The 17,017-nt window shown below is 60.0% G+C and carries 18 protein-coding genes and 1 pseudogene; 10 read left to right on the forward strand and 9 right to left on the reverse strand.

Going from position 1 to position 17,017, the window contains the following annotated elements; genetic code table 11:
* The first annotated feature begins 113 nt into the window (after window positions 1-113).
* A complete protein-coding gene (gene chrA / locus HU806_RS02725) occupies window positions 114-1,469 on the forward strand; it encodes a chromate efflux transporter (protein WP_186609783.1) in 1,356 nt (451 codons plus the stop codon).
* Here chrA and arsN2 read toward each other — a convergent pair.
* Window positions 1,466-1,891, reverse strand: a complete 426-nt coding sequence (gene arsN2, locus HU806_RS02730) for an arsenic resistance N-acetyltransferase ArsN2 (protein WP_189672347.1) — start codon at window positions 1,889-1,891, stop codon at window positions 1,466-1,468. The two genes, chrA and arsN2, sit on opposite strands and share 4 nt — an antisense overlap.
* A 195-nt stretch (window positions 1,892-2,086) precedes the next feature.
* On the opposite strand from arsN2, the gene HU806_RS02735 reads away from it, so the two are divergent.
* Both HU806_RS02735 and HU806_RS02740 read left to right on the forward strand, forming a co-directional pair.
* Window positions 2,087-3,229 carry a mechanosensitive ion channel family protein gene (locus HU806_RS02735; protein ID WP_186609785.1) on the forward strand — a complete coding sequence of 381 codons (1,143 nt, stop codon included), beginning with the start codon at window positions 2,087-2,089 and terminating at the stop codon, window positions 3,227-3,229.
* Between the two features lie 132 nt (window positions 3,230-3,361).
* Window positions 3,362-3,841 carry a hypothetical protein gene (locus HU806_RS02740; RefSeq protein WP_186609786.1) on the forward strand — a complete coding sequence of 160 codons (480 nt, stop codon included), beginning with the start codon at window positions 3,362-3,364 and terminating at the stop codon, window positions 3,839-3,841.
* 50 nt (window positions 3,842-3,891) lie between these two features.
* Here the strand turns inward: HU806_RS02740 and HU806_RS02745 are convergent, their stop codons facing one another.
* Together HU806_RS02745 and HU806_RS02750 are read right to left on the reverse strand one after the other, a co-directional pair.
* A complete protein-coding gene (locus tag HU806_RS02745; protein WP_186609787.1) occupies window positions 3,892-4,146 on the reverse strand; it encodes a hypothetical protein in 255 nt (84 codons plus the stop codon).
* A 149-nt stretch (window positions 4,147-4,295) separates the two neighbouring features.
* The gene (locus HU806_RS02750; RefSeq protein ID WP_186609788.1) at window positions 4,296-5,519 is read right to left on the reverse strand and encodes an MFS transporter; all 1,224 of its coding nucleotides are present in this window, start codon (window positions 5,517-5,519) and stop codon (window positions 4,296-4,298) included.
* A gap of 240 nt (window positions 5,520-5,759) precedes the next feature.
* Between HU806_RS02750 and HU806_RS02755 the strand changes: the two genes are divergently transcribed.
* Complete coding sequence (locus tag HU806_RS02755) at window positions 5,760-6,677, forward strand: AraC family transcriptional regulator (protein WP_186609789.1); 918 nt, start codon at window positions 5,760-5,762, stop codon at window positions 6,675-6,677.
* Here HU806_RS02755 and cuyB read toward each other — a convergent pair.
* Together cuyB and HU806_RS02765 are read right to left on the reverse strand one after the other, a co-directional pair.
* Window positions 6,664-8,196, reverse strand: coding sequence for a cysteate racemase (cuyB, locus tag HU806_RS02760; RefSeq protein ID WP_186609790.1), 1,533 nt, complete (start codon window positions 8,194-8,196; stop codon window positions 6,664-6,666). The genes HU806_RS02755 and cuyB overlap by 14 nt on opposite strands.
* Window positions 8,197-8,207: 11 nt before the next feature.
* A complete protein-coding gene (locus HU806_RS02765; RefSeq protein WP_186609791.1) occupies window positions 8,208-9,503 on the reverse strand; it encodes a cation:dicarboxylate symporter family transporter in 1,296 nt (431 codons plus the stop codon).
* Between the two features lie 227 nt (window positions 9,504-9,730).
* Here HU806_RS02765 and HU806_RS02770 point away from each other — a divergent pair, with 227 nt between their 5' ends.
* A complete protein-coding gene (locus tag HU806_RS02770) occupies window positions 9,731-10,648 on the forward strand; it encodes a LysR substrate-binding domain-containing protein (RefSeq protein WP_186609792.1) in 918 nt (305 codons plus the stop codon).
* A 6-nt stretch (window positions 10,649-10,654) separates the two neighbouring features.
* On the opposite strand, the gene HU806_RS02775 is transcribed toward HU806_RS02770, so the two are convergent.
* Window positions 10,655-11,542 (reverse strand): LysR family transcriptional regulator, encoded by an 888-nt coding sequence (locus HU806_RS02775; RefSeq protein WP_186609793.1) that lies wholly within the window; start codon window positions 11,540-11,542, stop codon window positions 10,655-10,657.
* Between the two features lie 6 nt (window positions 11,543-11,548).
* Complete coding sequence (locus HU806_RS02780) at window positions 11,549-12,235, reverse strand: cysteine hydrolase family protein (protein WP_186609794.1); 687 nt, start codon at window positions 12,233-12,235, stop codon at window positions 11,549-11,551.
* Window positions 12,236-12,522: 287 nt separating this feature from the next.
* Here HU806_RS02780 and HU806_RS02785 point away from each other — a divergent pair.
* Both HU806_RS02785 and HU806_RS02790 read left to right on the forward strand, forming a co-directional pair.
* Window positions 12,523-12,801: pseudogene (locus tag HU806_RS02785) on the forward strand (BrnT family toxin).
* A 3-nt stretch (window positions 12,802-12,804) separates the two neighbouring features.
* Window positions 12,805-13,167, forward strand: a complete 363-nt coding sequence (locus HU806_RS02790) for a BrnA antitoxin family protein (RefSeq protein ID WP_186609795.1) — start codon at window positions 12,805-12,807, stop codon at window positions 13,165-13,167.
* A 32-nt stretch (window positions 13,168-13,199) separates the two neighbouring features.
* Here HU806_RS02790 and HU806_RS02795 read toward each other — a convergent pair whose 3' ends face one another.
* Both HU806_RS02795 and HU806_RS02800 read right to left on the reverse strand, forming a co-directional pair.
* Window positions 13,200-14,057 carry a TIGR03915 family putative DNA repair protein gene (locus HU806_RS02795; protein WP_186609796.1) on the reverse strand — a complete coding sequence of 286 codons (858 nt, stop codon included), beginning with the start codon at window positions 14,055-14,057 and terminating at the stop codon, window positions 13,200-13,202.
* Entirely contained in the window at window positions 14,048-15,268 is a 1,221-nt protein-coding gene (locus HU806_RS02800; protein ID WP_186609797.1) for a putative DNA modification/repair radical SAM protein, read from the reverse strand. The genes HU806_RS02795 and HU806_RS02800 overlap by 10 nt, the downstream gene beginning before the upstream one ends.
* A 171-nt stretch (window positions 15,269-15,439) precedes the next feature.
* On the opposite strand from HU806_RS02800, the gene HU806_RS02805 reads away from it, so the two are divergent.
* From HU806_RS02805 to HU806_RS02815, 3 genes are all read left to right on the forward strand, one after another.
* Window positions 15,440-15,610, forward strand: coding sequence for a YhfG family protein (locus HU806_RS02805; RefSeq protein ID WP_186609798.1), 171 nt, complete (start codon window positions 15,440-15,442; stop codon window positions 15,608-15,610).
* The gene (locus HU806_RS02810) at window positions 15,610-16,209 is read left to right on the forward strand and encodes a putative adenosine monophosphate-protein transferase Fic (protein WP_186609799.1); all 600 of its coding nucleotides are present in this window, start codon (window positions 15,610-15,612) and stop codon (window positions 16,207-16,209) included. The genes HU806_RS02805 and HU806_RS02810 overlap by 1 nt, the downstream gene beginning before the upstream one ends.
* 72 nt (window positions 16,210-16,281) lie before the next feature.
* A complete protein-coding gene (locus tag HU806_RS02815) occupies window positions 16,282-17,004 on the forward strand; it encodes a metallophosphoesterase (protein ID WP_186609800.1) in 723 nt (240 codons plus the stop codon).
* Window positions 17,005-17,017: the final 13 nt, after the last annotated feature.

Below are 17,017 nucleotides of genomic sequence, written 5' to 3' on the forward strand. Positions count from 1 at the left end.
CTGTCCAACCCCATCAAAGTGCGCTTTTTTACAAGCAAACCTTGTCGGGGGCTATCTAAATTGCGTAACGCGCCATAACGTTGGCAGCCCTTGACTACAAATTCCCGACGACTATGAGCAAACCGACCCCGGCCGCCGACATCCCCTTGACCCGCCCCGCTACCGTCAGTCTGCGGGAAGCTTTCTGGTTCTGGCTCAAGTTGGGCTTCATCAGCTTTGGCGGCCCGGCGGGACAGATCTCGATCATGCATCAGGAACTCGTGGAGCGTCGTCGCTGGATCTCCGAACGACGCTTCCTGCATGCGCTCAATTACTGCATGTTGCTGCCAGGGCCGGAGGCGCAGCAGTTGGCTACTTATCTGGGCTGGCTGATGCATCGCAGCTGGGGCGGGGTGATTGCCGGGGCGTTGTTCGTGCTGCCGTCGCTGTTCATCCTGATTGCGTTGTCCTGGTTGTATGTCGCCTTTGGCGAAGTACCGGCAGTGGCGGGAGTTTTCTACGGCATCAAGCCCGCAGTAACGGCAATCGTGGTGCATGCTGCGCATCGGATAGGCTCGCGCGCGCTCAAGAATGGCTGGTTATGGGTCATCGCTGCGGCGTCATTCACGGCCATATTCGCGTTTGATACTCCCTTCCCCCTTATCGTATTGGCCGCCGCTGTCATCGGCTATTTCGGTGGCCGCTGGGCACCGGACAAATTCAGCCTGGGTGGCCATGGGGCCAATCATCGATCCTACGGCCCGGCACTGATAGACGACGACACCCCGCCACCGGAACATGCTCGGTTCAGCAGCGCTCGACTCGTTCGGTTGGCGATGATCGGCGCCCTGTTGTGGGCATTGCCGATGGGGCTGCTAACGATGTTTTTCGGCTGGGAAGGCACTCTCACGCAAATGGCCTGGTTCTTCACCAAGGCCGCGTTGCTGACTTTCGGTGGCGCCTATGCGGTTTTGCCCTATCTGTATCAGGGCGCCGTCGAGCACTTCGGCTGGCTGACGCCGACCCAGATGATCGACGGCCTGGCGCTGGGCGAAACCACGCCCGGGCCGCTGATCATGGTGGTGGCATTCGTCGGTTTCGTCGGCGGCTACGTGATGCAAGTGTTCGGTCCCGATCAGGCTTTCATGGCCGGCGCCGTGGCGGCCTCGCTGGTAACCTGGTTCACCTTCCTGCCGTCCTTCCTGTTCATCCTGGCAGGCGGGCCGCTGGTGGAATCGACTCATGATTCGTTGAAGTTCACCGCCCCATTGACCGCCATCACCGCCGCCGTAGTCGGCGTGATCCTCAACCTGGCCTGCTTCTTTGGCTACCACGTACTTTGGCCCAACGGGTTCGCCGGTGCGCTGGACTGGCCCTCGGCAATCATCGCGACAGCAGCGGCCATTGCGCTATTTCGCTACAAGCGCGGGGTGATCCAAGTGCTGTTGGCGTGCGGGCTTGCCGGGTTGGCGGTGCATTTGCTGCGCTAGACGAGGCGTTTGCTCAGATAGATTGCGCAAGCCGGGCACAGGGTCTTGAATTGCGCGGTGGCGCCGATTGCAGCAGGCGCCAGCGAGCGGTCTCGCGCCTGATAGCCCTGTGCAACGAAAAACGCCGCGGCGCTGTCCGTCAACAAGTGAAGCCACTCTACCCCGTCGTTTTTTGCAAACGCCTCGAGGACGGCTAACACCGTTGCGCCAGTGCCTCGCCGTCGTTGCCCTTCCAGCACAACCAGTGAACGCAACAATCTGTCGGAGCCCTCGCCCTCAAGGCCGCCGAACGCCACGTCGACGCCCTGCTGGCTGAAGCTGAAAAAGCGCCGGCCAGGTTGATCAAGGTCTTCTACCGGAAGGCCAGCCAAGGCGAGCGCCTTGAGCAGCGGCCCCAGTGCGTCACTGTTTAATGCTGTCATCTGCACGGCGAATGTCCTGTCCTATGCTCTGCTCGGAAACTACGCCGCCTCTACCGGAACCTGCAACAGCTCCAGTAAGAAAATTGAACGGCCCGTGGCCGAGGCGAACTAATCAGGTTCATGGCCCGGCCAAGGCCTTCGCGTCAAATCGGCCTGGGTCCCGACCTGAACAGCAATGGCACAGGTGACCCGTCAATGGATTCAACCTCCCTCGAAATCTTTACCGACACCCAACTGCTGGGCATCTCCATCGCCAACTGGTTACTGGCACTGACCGTGACAGCGGTGAGTTTTATCATCGCCAGGACAGGCGTCGGTTTCCTGCTGAAAAACGTGCGTGCCCGGGCTCAAAAACCTGATGCCTACCTCAGCCACATCGCTGTCGAAGTGCTTTCCAGTACCAGCAATACCTTGTTGTTATTGGCCTCGATTCTGATTGGCATCGGCATATTGGACCTACCGGAACGCTGGTTGGGCCGGGTCAGCAGCCTTTGGTTCGTGGTGGCCGCCTTGCAGGTGGGATTGTGGGCAAACCGGGCGATCGCCCTGGCGTTGCTGCACTATTTCGCCCGTCACAGCCATACCGATATTCATCAGAAAAGTGCCTTGGCCACCCTGAGCCTATGGGGCGCGAAGGTGTTCCTGTGGGCGGTGGTGCTGCTGGCCATGCTTTCCAACCTGGGCGTGAATATTACGGCCTTTATCGCCAGCCTCGGGGTTGGCGGCATCGCCGTGGCGCTCGCCGTGCAGAACATCCTCGGGGATTTGTTCGCCTCGCTGTCAATCGCCGTGGACAAACCCTTCGAAGTCGGTGACTTCATTGTGGTGGGCTCCCTGGCCGGCACCGTAGAACACGTCGGCCTGAAAACCACGCGGATCCGCAGCCTGGGCGGCGAGCAGATCGTCATGGCCAACGCCGGGATGATCAGCACCACGATCCAGAACTACAAGCGGCTCCAGGAGCGGCGCATCGTTTTCGAATTTTCTCTGCCCCAGCAATGCTCGCCAGAACAACTGCGCCAAGTGCCGGTTATCGTCGAACGCATCATCAAGGCTCAGGAAAAGACCCGCTTCGACCGCGCGCACTTTCGCGGGTTTGGCGAAAGCGCACTGGAATTCGAGACGGTGTATATCGTGCTGGATCCCAGCTACAACGTGTACATGGACATCCAGCAGGCCATCAACCTGGGCATGATGGAGGAATTCGCCAAGATCGGCGTGCGCTTCGCCATGCCGTCCCGCGCCGTGCACATCGCTTCGCTGCCGGATATACCCGGGCGAATGTCCACGGACAACGTGCCCGCGCAGGCTGCGGCGTCGTTTGAGGCGCGGCATTGATGCGCCTTATCCCGTGTGAGCTGCCCGAATCCGGCCCTTCGCCAATCAAAATGAAACGACTCATGATCCAGCGCAAATGAACACTCAGCCCCTTCAGCTAAGCTCAACCTATCACCACGACAGGGAATAGACATGAGCAAGGCAGACGAACTCGCGGCCAAGCTGAGGCAGGCCCAACGAACCCCGGCCGATACCGACAATTACGCCGACCTGGCCATTGAACATTGGCCCGGCCAGGTCTATGACTTGTACCGTCAGATCGAAACCTGGCTGGCGCCGGTCTGTGAGGCCGGCCTGGACATCCGAAACAACCCGACCCACGTATTTGAACGCCATTGCAGTGGTTCGACCTACAACTACGCCATCGACCAACTGGTGATCGAAGGCAATCATCGGCGCATCGTGCTCGACCCGATCGCGCGCTTTTCCTCCAGCTCGGACGGCTGCATCGAAATCCACATGACGGGCCTGGAGCGCTGCATCCTGCGCACCGTGGGTGGGCACGGCGAATCGATCTGGCATTTGCGGTCAACCGGACCGCAGCGCTCAGAACCGCTGACGCTGGATGAAGATGCCTTCCTCTCGGTTGTCGAGGAAGGCCTGGGGCTCTGAAAAGAAAATGGGCGACCTTGAGTCGCCCATTTTCGCGAAGACTGAAGCGTTTAGCCGGCCGCCGATTCAAGCTCGGCGTCAGGCCCTGATTCAGATGCCCGAGTCCCGTGGATCGTTGTTTGTCTGCCAACCAGAGTTGTCCAGGCGTTATCGATCTCGTCGGCGGCGCCTTGTGCATGTTGGGCATCCGCCCAGCTCCAGTAGCGCTCGGACACCAATCCGCCCACTGCCTGAGCGCACAACTCATCGCAACTGATGCCCATCTTGCCCGCAGCGGCGATCACTGCGAGGAGCGCTTGCTCCAATTGGGAAACTCTCTCGGTAGACACAAAACTAACCAACTCGGTAGGTAACGAGTCCAAAGCTTACCAAGATATCAATGTGCCACCAACCGCAGCCGCCGAGCGGTTCACTCACGCACTATCTGGCGTTGCACTCGCCGCATCGTCTCTGATCAACCCAACGCACCGGACGTCGCCGCGCTCGAGACGGGCGGCGACTGGCGCGCCGCCGCGCGGGCCGCCAGGAAGGCCAGGACGGCAGCGATGCCCAGCACGCCGGCGCTGGTTTCGAACGTCGCACGATAGCCGCTCGCATCAAACAGGGCGCCCCCAACGGTGGCGCCCGTGGCGATGGCAAGCTGGACGATCGCCACCAGCAATCCGCCGCCTGCTTCGGCATTCTCGGGCAAGGACCTGGCCAGCCAGGTCCACCAGCCAACAGGGGCCGCTGTCGCCACCAGGCCCCATAGACCCAGCAGCAAGGCGGTGATGATCACCGACTCACCGAACGCAACCAAGGCGAGGGCAATTGCAGCCATCACTAATGGGATGATGACGAGCGTTCGATACAAGCCATTTGTCAGGAATGAGCCGATCAGGAAGGTGCCGAGCAGACCCGCCAAACCAATCACCAACAGCATCAACGACAGCAGCGACACGCTCACCTGCGTCACTGTTTCCAGGAACGGTCGCAGATAAGTGAACAACATGAATTGACCCATGAAGAACGTGCTGACTGCCAGCATGCCCAATGCCACCTGCGCCTGAGCCATCAATTTGAAAGGGTTGCCAGTGCCTCGTTTCGCGTTGGCGGGCATCGAAGGCAGGCGCAACAGCAGCCAGACGAGGGCAAGCGCGGCGACAGGCACGATGCAAAAGAACGCGCCGCGCCAACCAATGATCGCCCCGAGAAAACTGCCCAACGGCGCGGCCACCACCGTCGCCAAGGCATTGCCTCCATTGACGATAGCCAAGGCGCGGGGGATTTTGTCCTCCGGTACCAGGCGCATGGCCGTGGCCGCCGACAGCGACCAGAAGCCGCCAATCGCAACGCCAATCAACGCACGGCCGACCATGAATATCGGGTAATTGGGTGCCATGGCAGCCACTGTTCCAGACACGATCATCAGCATTGTCAGCGCCGAGAGTAGCCATTTGCGGTCGACTCGCGCGGCAACCGATGCGATGAACAGGCTGGTGACCAGCGCAAATGCGCCGGAGACGGCAATGCCTTGGCCGGCCTGCCCTTCGCTGACGTGAAGATCCGTCGCTACCGGCGTCAGCAGGCTGACCGGCATGAACTCCGAGGCCACGAGCGCGAAGGCGGCAAGCGACATGGCGAGCACCGCACCCCACGCAGGCTGGCCCTGCGGTTTGGGCAATGAGGTAGTGGTCATTGATGAAAGCCTTGAATTATCGATGGGTTAAGCGTCGGGCTATGCAACGCCCGAAGATGAAAACAACGGCTCGCAGCCACTGATTGGATTCTGCATTTTCAAGGACTCGCGCCGTTGGTCGGTAGAACGTTTCACTGGAGTTCTTGCCTGATCCTGTGAACGTATCTGTAGGGCGTAGGCAACGCTTCGCTTGGCGGGTTAATGTTCTGCCCATAACTATCAACCCGACAGAAGATCGACATGACCACTCAAGGCAGATCGCCACAAGAGCGCCTCGCGGGCCTCATCGGTACCCGGGCGACCGGAACGGGCGACTTCGAGACGTCGATTGCCGGCCTGTGTTTTTTCCGCCGCGACGCCCCTGCCCCGCCCGCGACCTGCATGATCGAACCGAGCGTCGTCCTCGTCGCCCAGGGCATGAAACAAGTCTGGATCGGCGGCCAGGCTTATGGCTATGACACCACGCGCTTCCTCATGACATCGCTGGATATGCCCGCAAATTCCGAAGTGCTGATGGCAAGCCCGAAACAGCCGTGCCTGGGCTTGGTCATGAGGTTGGACTTGCGCATGGTCGCCGATCTGGTCGCCCAGGGCGGCCTGGCGCCACGCGTTGAACGCCCGGTCGGGATTGGCGCCGGAATCGGTACGGCTACGCCTGATTTCCTGGCGCCGTTCGCACGTTTGCTGGCCTTGTTGGATGAGCCCGAGGCGATCCCGGTACTGGCGCCATTGATCCAGCGTGAAATCCACTATCGACTGTTGATGAGCGACCAGGCGGCGCGACTGAGGCAGATTGCCTCCGTCGACAGCCAGGGGTATCGGATCGCCAAGGCGATAGACTGGCTGAAACTGAACTACACCGGGCCAATCCGCGTCGACGACCTCGCGGCGCGAGTGCAGATGAGCGCGCCGACGTTCCATCATCATTTCCGCCAGCTCACCGCGATGAGTCCGCTGCAATACCAGAAGTGGCTGCGGTTGAACGAGGCAAAGCGCTTGATGCTCAATGAGCACTTGGACGTGGCGAGCGCCGCCTACAGGGTCGGCTATGAAAGCCCCTCGCAGTTCAGCCGTGAATACAGCCGCCTGTTCGGCGAATCCCCCAAGCGTGACATTGCCGCCTTGCGCAGGCCGCCAAGCGTCATCAAAACCGTCTGATTAAACTGAACCCTTGTGGCGACGGAGCCTTGGAGTCGCCCGGCGCCTCATCCAGCTTCCCGGCCAGCACAATGCATTTCAACGCCAAGATCATCGTCGGGTCTACCAACGCCACGCGATGGCCGTTGAGCTCATAAGCCGGGCAATGGCCGAGCACCAGCGGCAACTCCGTACACCCGAGGATCAACACCTTCGCGCCCAATTCGCACAAGTGTTCGGCCGCGAGGAGCAATTGCTCCTTGCAAAGCCCTTCGGTGTAGCCGGCCTTGATACCGCGGGGCCCGTAGATCGCCTCCATCACCATGGCTTGATAATCGACACCGGGCGTAACAAGCTCAAGCCCGGCGCGGCTGGCAGCCTGATGATAGACCTGGCTTTGCAACGTACCCGAGGTCGCCAGCAGGCCGACCGCCTTGCCGGCGCCGTACGCGTCCACAATCCAGTCCACCGTCTCGGTCAGCATATTCACGATCGGCACCGTCAAATGCGCCTGGATACGTTCGACAAACGCGTGGGCGGTGTTGCAGGGGATCGCGATGGCATGGGCGCCTGATGCTTCAAGACGCCTGCACGCGGCGTACAACGCCATCGTCGGGTCGGTTTCGGCGCGCAGCAAATTGGCCGTTCGATCGGGTATCTGCGGGTTTTGCTCGACAACCATCTTGATGTGGTCCTGATCCTTGCCAGCCGGCGTATGGCTGACCACCTTGGCCATGAAATCCACCGTGGCCGCAGGCCCGACACCGCCAACCACACCCAGCTTGAACGCCGGACGGCTCGGCGGCTCGCGGTCCGTCGTCGCGAAATCCGCGTAAAGCTGATTGATGTCCGGCACGGCGATCCCACGGCGCTGCAAGTCATTGCCGATGAGCGAAAGCTCAGTCATGCCGGGCAGAATCAGCGTGGCGCCCTGGGCTTGAAGCGAAAGGCACGCCTGGAAAACCGCCTCGAACGGTGCGCCGTCAAAGTGACCGTCCTTGATGCCATCGAGGCCGTACATCGCCTCCATCACATTCGATTGTGCTTCGACGGCGGGGTAGACGATGGAGAAGTCCTTGCCGAAGTGATCTTCGAACAAACCGCAATGGCGCACGAAGTCGGAAGCAATCACGCCCAACGTTGCCCCGACCGGTACGCGGCGGCGGACGTGTCGGCTCAGGGCGGCCATCATGTCCAGCACCGCGATACCCAATTCAGCCTCGATCTGCGCGCGGAAAGTCTGGCTCGCGAAGCATGGCAGCATCACCGCATCAAGGCCATTGGCCTCGAATGCCTTGCAGACCTGGAAGACGTAGAACTTGCGCGACGTCATGCTCGCGCTTTCGTCCAAGGGCAGCAGCACGTCCTTGAAGGGGTGCTGTTCAAACAGGAAATGGTAGCGATCCGGCTCCTCCAGCACGGCCCTGGACTTGACCAGCTTATTGAACAAATCAGCGCCAGCCAGCGACCCCAGGCCACCGACGATGCCTAGCTTGCGCACCGCAAGCGCGTTGCGAATCGACTCCCCCTTCGCTCTCATATCCTGGCTCCTCAAACCACCGGAACCGGTTCGGCGGTTGACCGGACGGTAGCCTGCCCGCGGCCTTCCTCAGCAGGCTCCTCGTGCGGCTCGGCTTTGGCGACGACTGCCGTTGCAATGCTGTTGCCCACCACATTGGTGGCAGTGCGCGCCATGTCCAGGAACTGGTCGATACCAATGATCAGCAGCAGCCCCGCCTCCGGGAGGTTGAACATCGGCAACGTTGCCGCGACCACCACGACCGATGCACGCGCGACGCCGGCCATGCCCTTGCTGGTGATCATCAGCGTCAGGAGAATCAGCATCTGTTGAGTGAAACTCAGGTCGATGTTGTAGGCCTGGGCGATGAACAGGATAGCGAACGCCTGGTACATCATCGAGCCGTCCAGGTTGAACGAATACCCCAGGGGCAGGACGAAACTGGACACGCGCTTGGGCGCGCCGAACTTCTCCAGCGCCTCGATGGTTTTCGGGTACGCGGATTCGCTGCTGGCGGTAGAAAACGCCAGTAGGATCGGTTCGCGGATAAGCTTGCCAAGGTGGAACACGGAACGTCCGAGGAACACGTACCCGGCGCCGAACAACAGTGCCCAGAGAATCAGGATGCCCAAGTAGAATTCGGCGATGAGCTTGCCGTAGTCCACCAGCAAGCCCAGCCCCTGGGTGGTGATGGCAGACGCAATGGCGGCGAACACCCCAATCGGCGCGAAAGCCATGACGTAGTCGGTGATCTTGAACATCACTTTCGCCAGTTCTTCGATGGAATCGGTGATACGCATGAAACCGGCGCGTTTGACGCCAGCCAGCGCGAAGCCGAAGAACAGCGAAAAGACCACGATCTGGAGGATTTCGTTATTGGCCATCGCCTCGGCAATGCTGCGAGGAAACACATGACCGATAAACGCCTTGAGACTGAAATCGCCGGTGTTGACCGGCACAGCGGCGGTCGCATGCTGGGCCACTTCCATGTTCAATCCGGCACCGGGTTGAAACAAATTCACCAACCCCATCCCAATCAGCAGCGAGACCACCGACGCCGTCACGAACCAGGCCATTGCCCGGGCGCCAATCCGGCCCACGGAACGGGAATTGCCCATGCTGGCGATGCCCCCTACCAGCGTCGCGAACACCAGCGGCGCGATGATCATCTTGATCATGCGCAGGAAAATATCCGTGACCATCGAGAAGTACGCCGCAATCTCCTTGGCGTTTTGCTCGCTCCCTGCGAAATGATGACACGCCCAACCCGTCAGCACGCCTAAGGCGATGCCCATTGCTATTCGACGCGGGAGCTTGTTCTTCTTCACGGTACTGTCCTCAAGTAGTTCTTGGATTTTTTTTACTTGGCGGGGAATACGCTGACCGCACACTGCTGCGAGTCATCAACGCTACGAGGACGATTCTAGGGAGCGGATTGAGCGACATGATGAGTAATCCGGCTGACGCCATGCGTTTTTGGAATAGTTTCGAATTCGCTGCGATAGGCCGGGGCAATGAGTTCTAGAATCTGTCGATCGCAGCGGGAGATTCCGAGATGCAACTCAAATGGCTGGACGACCTTTTGGCGATTGCCGAATGTAAGAACTTCTCCCGGGCAGCCGAAGTCCGGTGCGTGACGCAATCGGCTTTGTCACGGCGCATTCGTTCGCTTGAGGAATGGGTGGGGGTCAAGCTCGTGGACCGTGGAACCTACCCCGTCCAATTGACGGCGGCGGGCATCACCTTCTGCGATGAAAGCAGAGAAGCGCTGGCCGGACTCTTGAGGTTGCGCTCAACCTTGCGCGATGTGGAACGCATGCCGGGACGCTCGATCCAGATCACCGCAGGCCATAGCCTGTCGATGACCTTCCTGCCCAAGTGGCTTTCGCAATTCCAACAACACAACGAGCAGTTCAACGCCCGGGTGGTGGCCGCCAATATCCACGACGCGGTCATCGCCCTGGAAGAAGGCAGTTGCGACTTGATGATGGTCTACCATCACCCGCTCGCGCCCATTCTGCTGGACGCCGAGCGTTTTGGCAGCCTGACCCTCGGCCACGACGCATTCGTTCCACTCTGTGCACCCAATCGCAAGGGCGAACCGCTGTTCCGTCTGCCGGGCCGCTCCGGCAAAGCCGTCCCGTACCTCGCCTACACGGCCACGACGTTCCTCGGCCGTGTCGCCGACATTGTCATCAGGAACGGCCAGGCCCCGGCCGCGCTGGAGCGCTGTTATGAAGCCGACATGGCGATGCTGCTGATGCGCATGGCAATCGAAGGCTACGGCGTGGCCTGGTTGCCGCAAAGCGCAGTGATCGATGAGCTGGAGCGAGGGTTGCTGGTCAGGGCCGGTGACGAGCAATGGAGTACGCGGCTGGAGATTCGCTCGTATTGCGCGATTGCCAATCGCAATCCGACGATGCGCAAGTTATGGAAGACCCTGGAAGGGGCTTCGTTGCGTCCGTCGGCTTAGTCCTGGTCAGGCCTTACCCTGGTAGTACTGCGCCATGTAATCGACGAACGCCCGAACCTTGGCTGGCAGATGCCGGGCATGAGGATAAAGCGCGTAGTAGTGCCGCTCCCCGAGGGTGTGCTCAGGCAGGATCCGCACCAGCCTACCCGCCAGCAAGTCATCCTGCACCGTCGTCAAGGTGAACGCGGCGATGCCACCACCCGCGCGGGCGCAGGCGTGCAAGGCGGTAATGGTGTCCGTATGAAATGTGCCCTGGCAATCCAGCGTGGTCGATTCGCCGCCTTCATTGCCGAGCGTCCATTGAGTGGCTACCCCGTAGGTCAGCAATCGATGGTCGTTGAGTTCGGCCACGCTGCGAGGCAAACCGCACTTGAACACGTAGGCCGGCGCCGCCACGAGCACCAGCGGCGAGACGCTGAGCAACCGGGCGACCAAACTGCTGTCGGCCAATGGTCCGCAAATTCGCAGCGCCACATCGAAGCGATCGGCCACCAGATCGATCAGAGAATCGGAGCACGACAAATCAACCCTGATATCCGGAAAACGTGCCTGGAACGCCGGCAACCAATGCGCGAGTTCCAATGTGCCAATGACCAGCGGCGCGCTGACTCGAAGCAGTCCGGAGGGCCGTTCCTGTTCCAGGGCGGCGGCCTGGGACGCGGCGTCAACGCGATCAAGAATATCCACGCACGCTGTGTAGTATCTTTCCCCTGCCGCCGTCAGACTCATGCGCCGGGTATTGCGGTTGACCAGGCGCACGCCCAGCGCGGATTCCAATTGTTGCAAGTGCCGCGACACCGACGAGTGCGTGGTGTCCAGTCGCTCGGCGGCGGCTGAAAAACCCTTGGCTTCGGCGATGCTGCGGAACACGCGCATGGCGAACATCTGATTCATAGGGCTTCAGCGCACCGGTAGCTTGATGATGTCGGCGGTACTCATCACGTCACCGAACGTGTCCTCGATTTCAGCCAGGGCAGCCTTATGTAAAGCGTCCTTGTTTATCGAGTCACCGTTGACCCGAGTGATCGCGCGGGTGGCCGAGGCATCGGCCGCCACCAGCACGTTATAGCCCTGCGGGGCCGCATCACGGGCTGCTCCCGCCACGCACGCATGGGTCATGAGGCCGGAGACGATCAGGCTCTCGATGCCTGCGGTTTTCAGCCGGTTGTCCAGATCGGTACTGCCGAACACGCTCACGGTAGTTTTCTGCAAGACCGAATCCTTGGCCCGGGGCTGCATGTCAGGGTGGAATTTCACGGTTTCACCGTCGACGGCGAACACTGGCGAACCGGCAGGTGCAATGTGCTGGACATGGTAGACCGGCATTTCATGTTCATTGGCGAACTCGATCAGTTTCCGCGCGTTGGCCAGCGCTGCGGCGCCATCCGGGATCGGCATCTTACCGGTGAAGTATTCGTTCTGAAAATCGATCACCAGTAACGCGGTCTTACCGGCAGGCAACTGGCTGACCTGCACCGCGCCAGACATTGCGCGGATGGTCGGGTGAGTCTCGGCCGAGGCGCCAGCACTGGCGAGAACGCCCGATAAAACACAGGCACTGAGAAAACGGCGGGGGAAACGTTGCATGGGAGATTCCTTCATTCGTGGAGTGGATGAGGGAATGCTAGGGGGATGGTCTGCACTGGAACACAGTGCGCGCGGCACAGGACTTGTTTGGGATTCGCACAGATACGTCGTTTTTTAGGCGATACGAGCAACGCAACGGATGGGGCGCATGGATTGATCTTGAAACAAATGAACCTCCAGACCCTGAAACGAGGCCAAGGACTTCATCGTATGGTTGGGGTTATCGCCTTGGCTGGCCAAAGAAACAGCTGACGAAGGGCCTTTTTTATACATATAGAATATGCATAATGAAAACATTCAGAGTTCAGTATGATTCGGCGAAAAACGCTGCGAACAAAAAGAAGCACAAAGTAAGCCTGGCAGACGTTTAAGCCGTATTTTACGACGGTATGGCCCTTGAACGAGAGGACAACGACCATGATGAAACACGCTGGGTTATCATGGGCCGAGACGCAACCGGTCGTGTTCTCGTCGTTGCCTAGACCTACCGCGAACCGGACTTCGTCCGCCTCATCAGCGCGCGAGTAGCCTCCAAAAACGAACTGCATCAGTACCTAGGGGGGTGACCTATGAAAGAAGAATACGATTTCAGCACCGCCAAGCGCGGTCCCGTTGCGAGCAGTAAAGGCAAGACCCGCATCACCATCATGCTCGATGACGACGTGATCAAAGCTGCTCGCGAGTCCGCCGAAAATGCCGGCATTGGCTATCAAACCGTCATCAACCATCTGCTGCGTCAGGCCCTGATATCCGAAACCGTCCACAACCTGGCACCAGCGCCGCAAAAGCGAACCCGCACCGTCAAACCCTACGCAAACGGAATTACCCGATCCGATGTGAAGGATCTGGAGAAACGGCTAGCCGCCATGACTGAAGAACTACACAAGATGATGAATGCGCCTAAGCCCGGCAGCGCCAAGGCATCGGCATGATCTGAGGAACGCGGTGACGCGCAGGCACTGCCTCAACGCAGTGCCTCTGCCATGCTGCCAATGATTATTCGCTTACCCTCCCTCTCCCCCACCTCCAACGCTTGCCCATCCCGCTGCTTCCCCTGCCGCGCCTGCCCCACCAGTTGCGGAATCAAGTCCCCTTCCGGCAAATGCTTCCAGAACCGCCCCGGCATGTGCTGTCGCAACGCGGTGGGATTGAGCCTTGCCGGGTTGAAAATGTGACGATAATAGGTGCGCCACAACTCGGCGCCGGGGTCTTCGGCATGGCGGGCCCATTGTTGCCACTGCTCGGGGCAGCGCCGCTGGTAATCCAGCGACTGGCCATCGAAACGGATACCGTCGCGAGGCGTTGCGATCAGCCAGCGCTGCCGGCCCAGCCGCTCGGCGAAATGACCACTCGCGCTTTCAAGGATGTCGTGGGCCGGCTGGTGGAAAGCCACCAGATCCAGTTCCAGTCGCTCGGCCACGGCTGGCGGCAAGGGGATGAAGCGCACAAAGGCGTGCAGATGATGGGTTTCGCGACTGACCTGCTTGATGCGCCGTTGCAGTTCGCTGCCTAGTCGATCCCCGGCGAGCATGGCCGTGCGGTCGCCATGGGCGACGCGCCAGAGCACTTCGTACAACAGACTCCAGCGCTGCTCACCCTGATAGCGGCTGGCCTGTTCGAGCTGATCCAACAAGGCCGCCGGAACACGCGTGCGGAACGGTCCCGGACCTTGCGGCAAGGGCGCCGACACGGCCAACAAATCGGCCGTGGGGCCCTGGGACCATGTCACGTCGCAGGGGTCGATTCCATGTCCGAGCAGCGTTCGGGCCTGGTCACGCCACGTGGCGAAATCATCGTCACAATCCACCGCGATCATGCCCATAATCCCATTTGCACAGGCCTTTGAGGATCGCGCAAACGAGCCCGCAGCAAGCCACTGCGCATTTGAGCGTCGGCGGGTCGATAATCGCTGGTGACGATAAACGGCCGGGCCTTCTCAAGTACGCAGCGCATCTGCACCAGATCGTCGTAGCGAATCCGCCGCTCCCTGCGCAGCGCTACCAGGCGTTGCACACTCCGCAGGCCAATGCCGGGGATACGCGCCAGCAACGCAGGCTCGGCACGGTTGAGGTCAAGAGGGAAAACTTCGCGATTGGCCAATGCCCAGGCCAGCTTGGGATCGATGTCCAGGTCCAGGTTGGCGGTTTTTCCCAGCAGCTCGCCGGCCTTGTAGCCGTAGCCGCGCATGAGGAAGTCGGCCTGATACAGACGATGTTCGCGCAGCAATGGCGGCGCGGCCAGCGGAACGCTGGCGGGGCTGTCGGGGATCGGGCTGAAGGCGGAATAGTAGACCCGCCGCAAGCCGTAGCCTTGGTAGAGCGACTCGGCATTGCTCAGGATGGCGTGGTCATCGGTGGCATCAGCCCCCACGATCACTTGGGTGCTTTGCCCGGCCGGGGCAAAACGCGGCGCCCGGGGCTCGCCGGCCACCGCTTGTTGACCGTGATGGATGGTGCCCATGGCCTGGCGGATGGTCGTCAATCGCTTTTCCGGCGCCAGGTGCTTGAGGCTCACCTCGCTGGACAGTTCGATGTTCACGCTTAGGCGATCCGCCAACCGTCCCGCTTCTTCGATCAACAGCGGATCAGCATCGGGAATGGTCTTGAGATGGATGTAGCCGCGAAACTGGTGCTCCTCTCGCAGCAGCCGTGCCACTCGGATCAATTGCTCCATCGTGTAATCCGCCGAGCGAATGATGCCGGAACTGAGGAACAGGCCGCTGATGCAGTTTCGCCGGTAGAAATCCAGCGTCAGGCGAACCACCTCCTCCGGCGTGAATCGCGCCCTCGGCACGTTGCTAGAGCGACGGTTGACGCAGTATTGGCAGTCATACAGGCAGAAATTGGTCAACAACACCTTGAGTAGAGAAACACAGCGGCCGTCCGGCGTGTAACTATGGCAAATGCCCATGCCATCGGTGGCGCCAAGCCCGTCGCGCCCCCGAGAACTGCGTTTGGGGGCGCCACTGCTGGCGCAAGATGCGTCATATTTGGCGGCGTCGGCAAGAATGCCGAGTTTCGCGATGAGTTGCATGGAAGAATGCTCTAGCACTGGATGCATACACAGTATTTTGAGACACGCCCTGATGCAAGCTCCGTTGGTCAATCCAGGCTCGTGACGGACCGAATCATCTCGGCCACGGCGTAGGCCCTGGTGGCGGGATGGGCTATAATCCGTTCATCCACGCGATTGAGGTTCAGCCCCATGGGCAATGTCAGCCTTGAGACAAAGAAGGCCTACGCGGCCAGGACACGCCGATCCAATTACGCAGCCAGCCTGCGCCTGGAAGGCTTCAAGGTGTCTCCCGAAGACGGCGAATGCAAGCTGCCCTCCCGTGAACAAGTCCTGAAGACTTTCACCCAGACCCGAACCTGATGCCCGACAAATATGGCGTCGGCGAAGACGCCTACTGCTACGCGGGCTCCACGGTCCTTCGCAATAAACTCGAGATCCGCGACGAGCCGACCCTGGACGAAGCCGAACAACAACTGTCGGCCATCGCAGCGGCAAGCGTCGAATTCAACCCTCCCCCCTACAACCTGAGCTACCTGCAAAATATTCATCGAGCATTGTTCTGCGACCTGTTCGAGTGGGCCGGGGAGCTGCGCACCGTTGGCATGGCCAAACAAGCCTCGCGCTTTTGCCAACCCGAATACATGGAAAAGGAAGCCGAGAAAATCTTCGCCAAACTGGCGACGGCGAACTGGTTCGAAGGCATGGACCGAGCGGACTTGATCGTGGCTGTGGCAGATGCCTATTCCGACATCAACGTCGTGCACCCCTTCCGCGAAGGCAATGGCCGCGCCCAGCGCATACTGTTTGAGCATCTGATCATGAATGCCGGATTTGAGATCAGTTGGTGGGGGATCGAAAAACACGAATGGATTTGCGCCAATATCGCGGCCTACAACTGCGTGCTTGGGCCTATGGAGAAAGTGTTTGAAAAATGTATCGGGCAAGCGATTCAACCCTAAGCATAAGCCCTCTCTGCGCCTCCCCTTTTAAGTGCTACATTCCCCACCAGCCAAACTTTCCAAAAGATAAACATGTACCGGACCGCCTCTTTCCCACCGAACAAACAAGGTCGCGACTTCGTGGTGGGCGACCTACACGGTCATTTCAACATGCTTGCCACGGCCTTGACCGCGGTGAATTTCAATACCGAGCTGGACCGTATTTTTTCCGTGGGCGATCTTATCGACCGGGGCCCCGACTCAAAAGACGTGTTGAACTGGCTGGAGAAGCCCTGGTTCCACGCGGTACGCGGCAATCACGAGCAAATGCTGATCGACGGTATCGCCGGTCATGGAGACAGGCCCAGGCATATCCGCAACGGTGGCGCTTGGCTCTACAAGTTGACCCCTGCCATCCAGGACAAGCTGTTAAAGGCCTTCGAAAAACTTCCAGTCATTATCGAAATCCATCTATCGCCAAACGAAACGGTCGGGATCGTACATGCCCAGGCGCCGATGATCGGCCTTAACGATGATTGGCAGAGTGCGAAAGACGCCATTACCGGGAAACTTGGAGAGCAGTGTCAACACCAAGCCTTGGCGCAAGCCCTCTATGCCCGAGAAAAAATAGAACGACAGGACCAGACTTCAATCAAGGGCCTCCTCGCTCTCTACGTCGGGCATTCCACCGTCCCCAACGTCACGCGCCTCGGCAACGTCGTTTATATGGACACTGGCTGCTCTTTTTCCGACGGTGCGTTAAGCCTCGTGGAAATCAACAGCCAAGCCGTCATCAGCGTAGGCACGACACAATGAAGTAACGGCCCGT

Source organism: Pseudomonas sp. SWRI154, from assembly GCF_014268645.1.
In the GTDB taxonomy this organism is placed as follows: Bacteria; Pseudomonadota; Gammaproteobacteria; order Pseudomonadales; family Pseudomonadaceae; genus Aquipseudomonas; species Aquipseudomonas marvdashtae.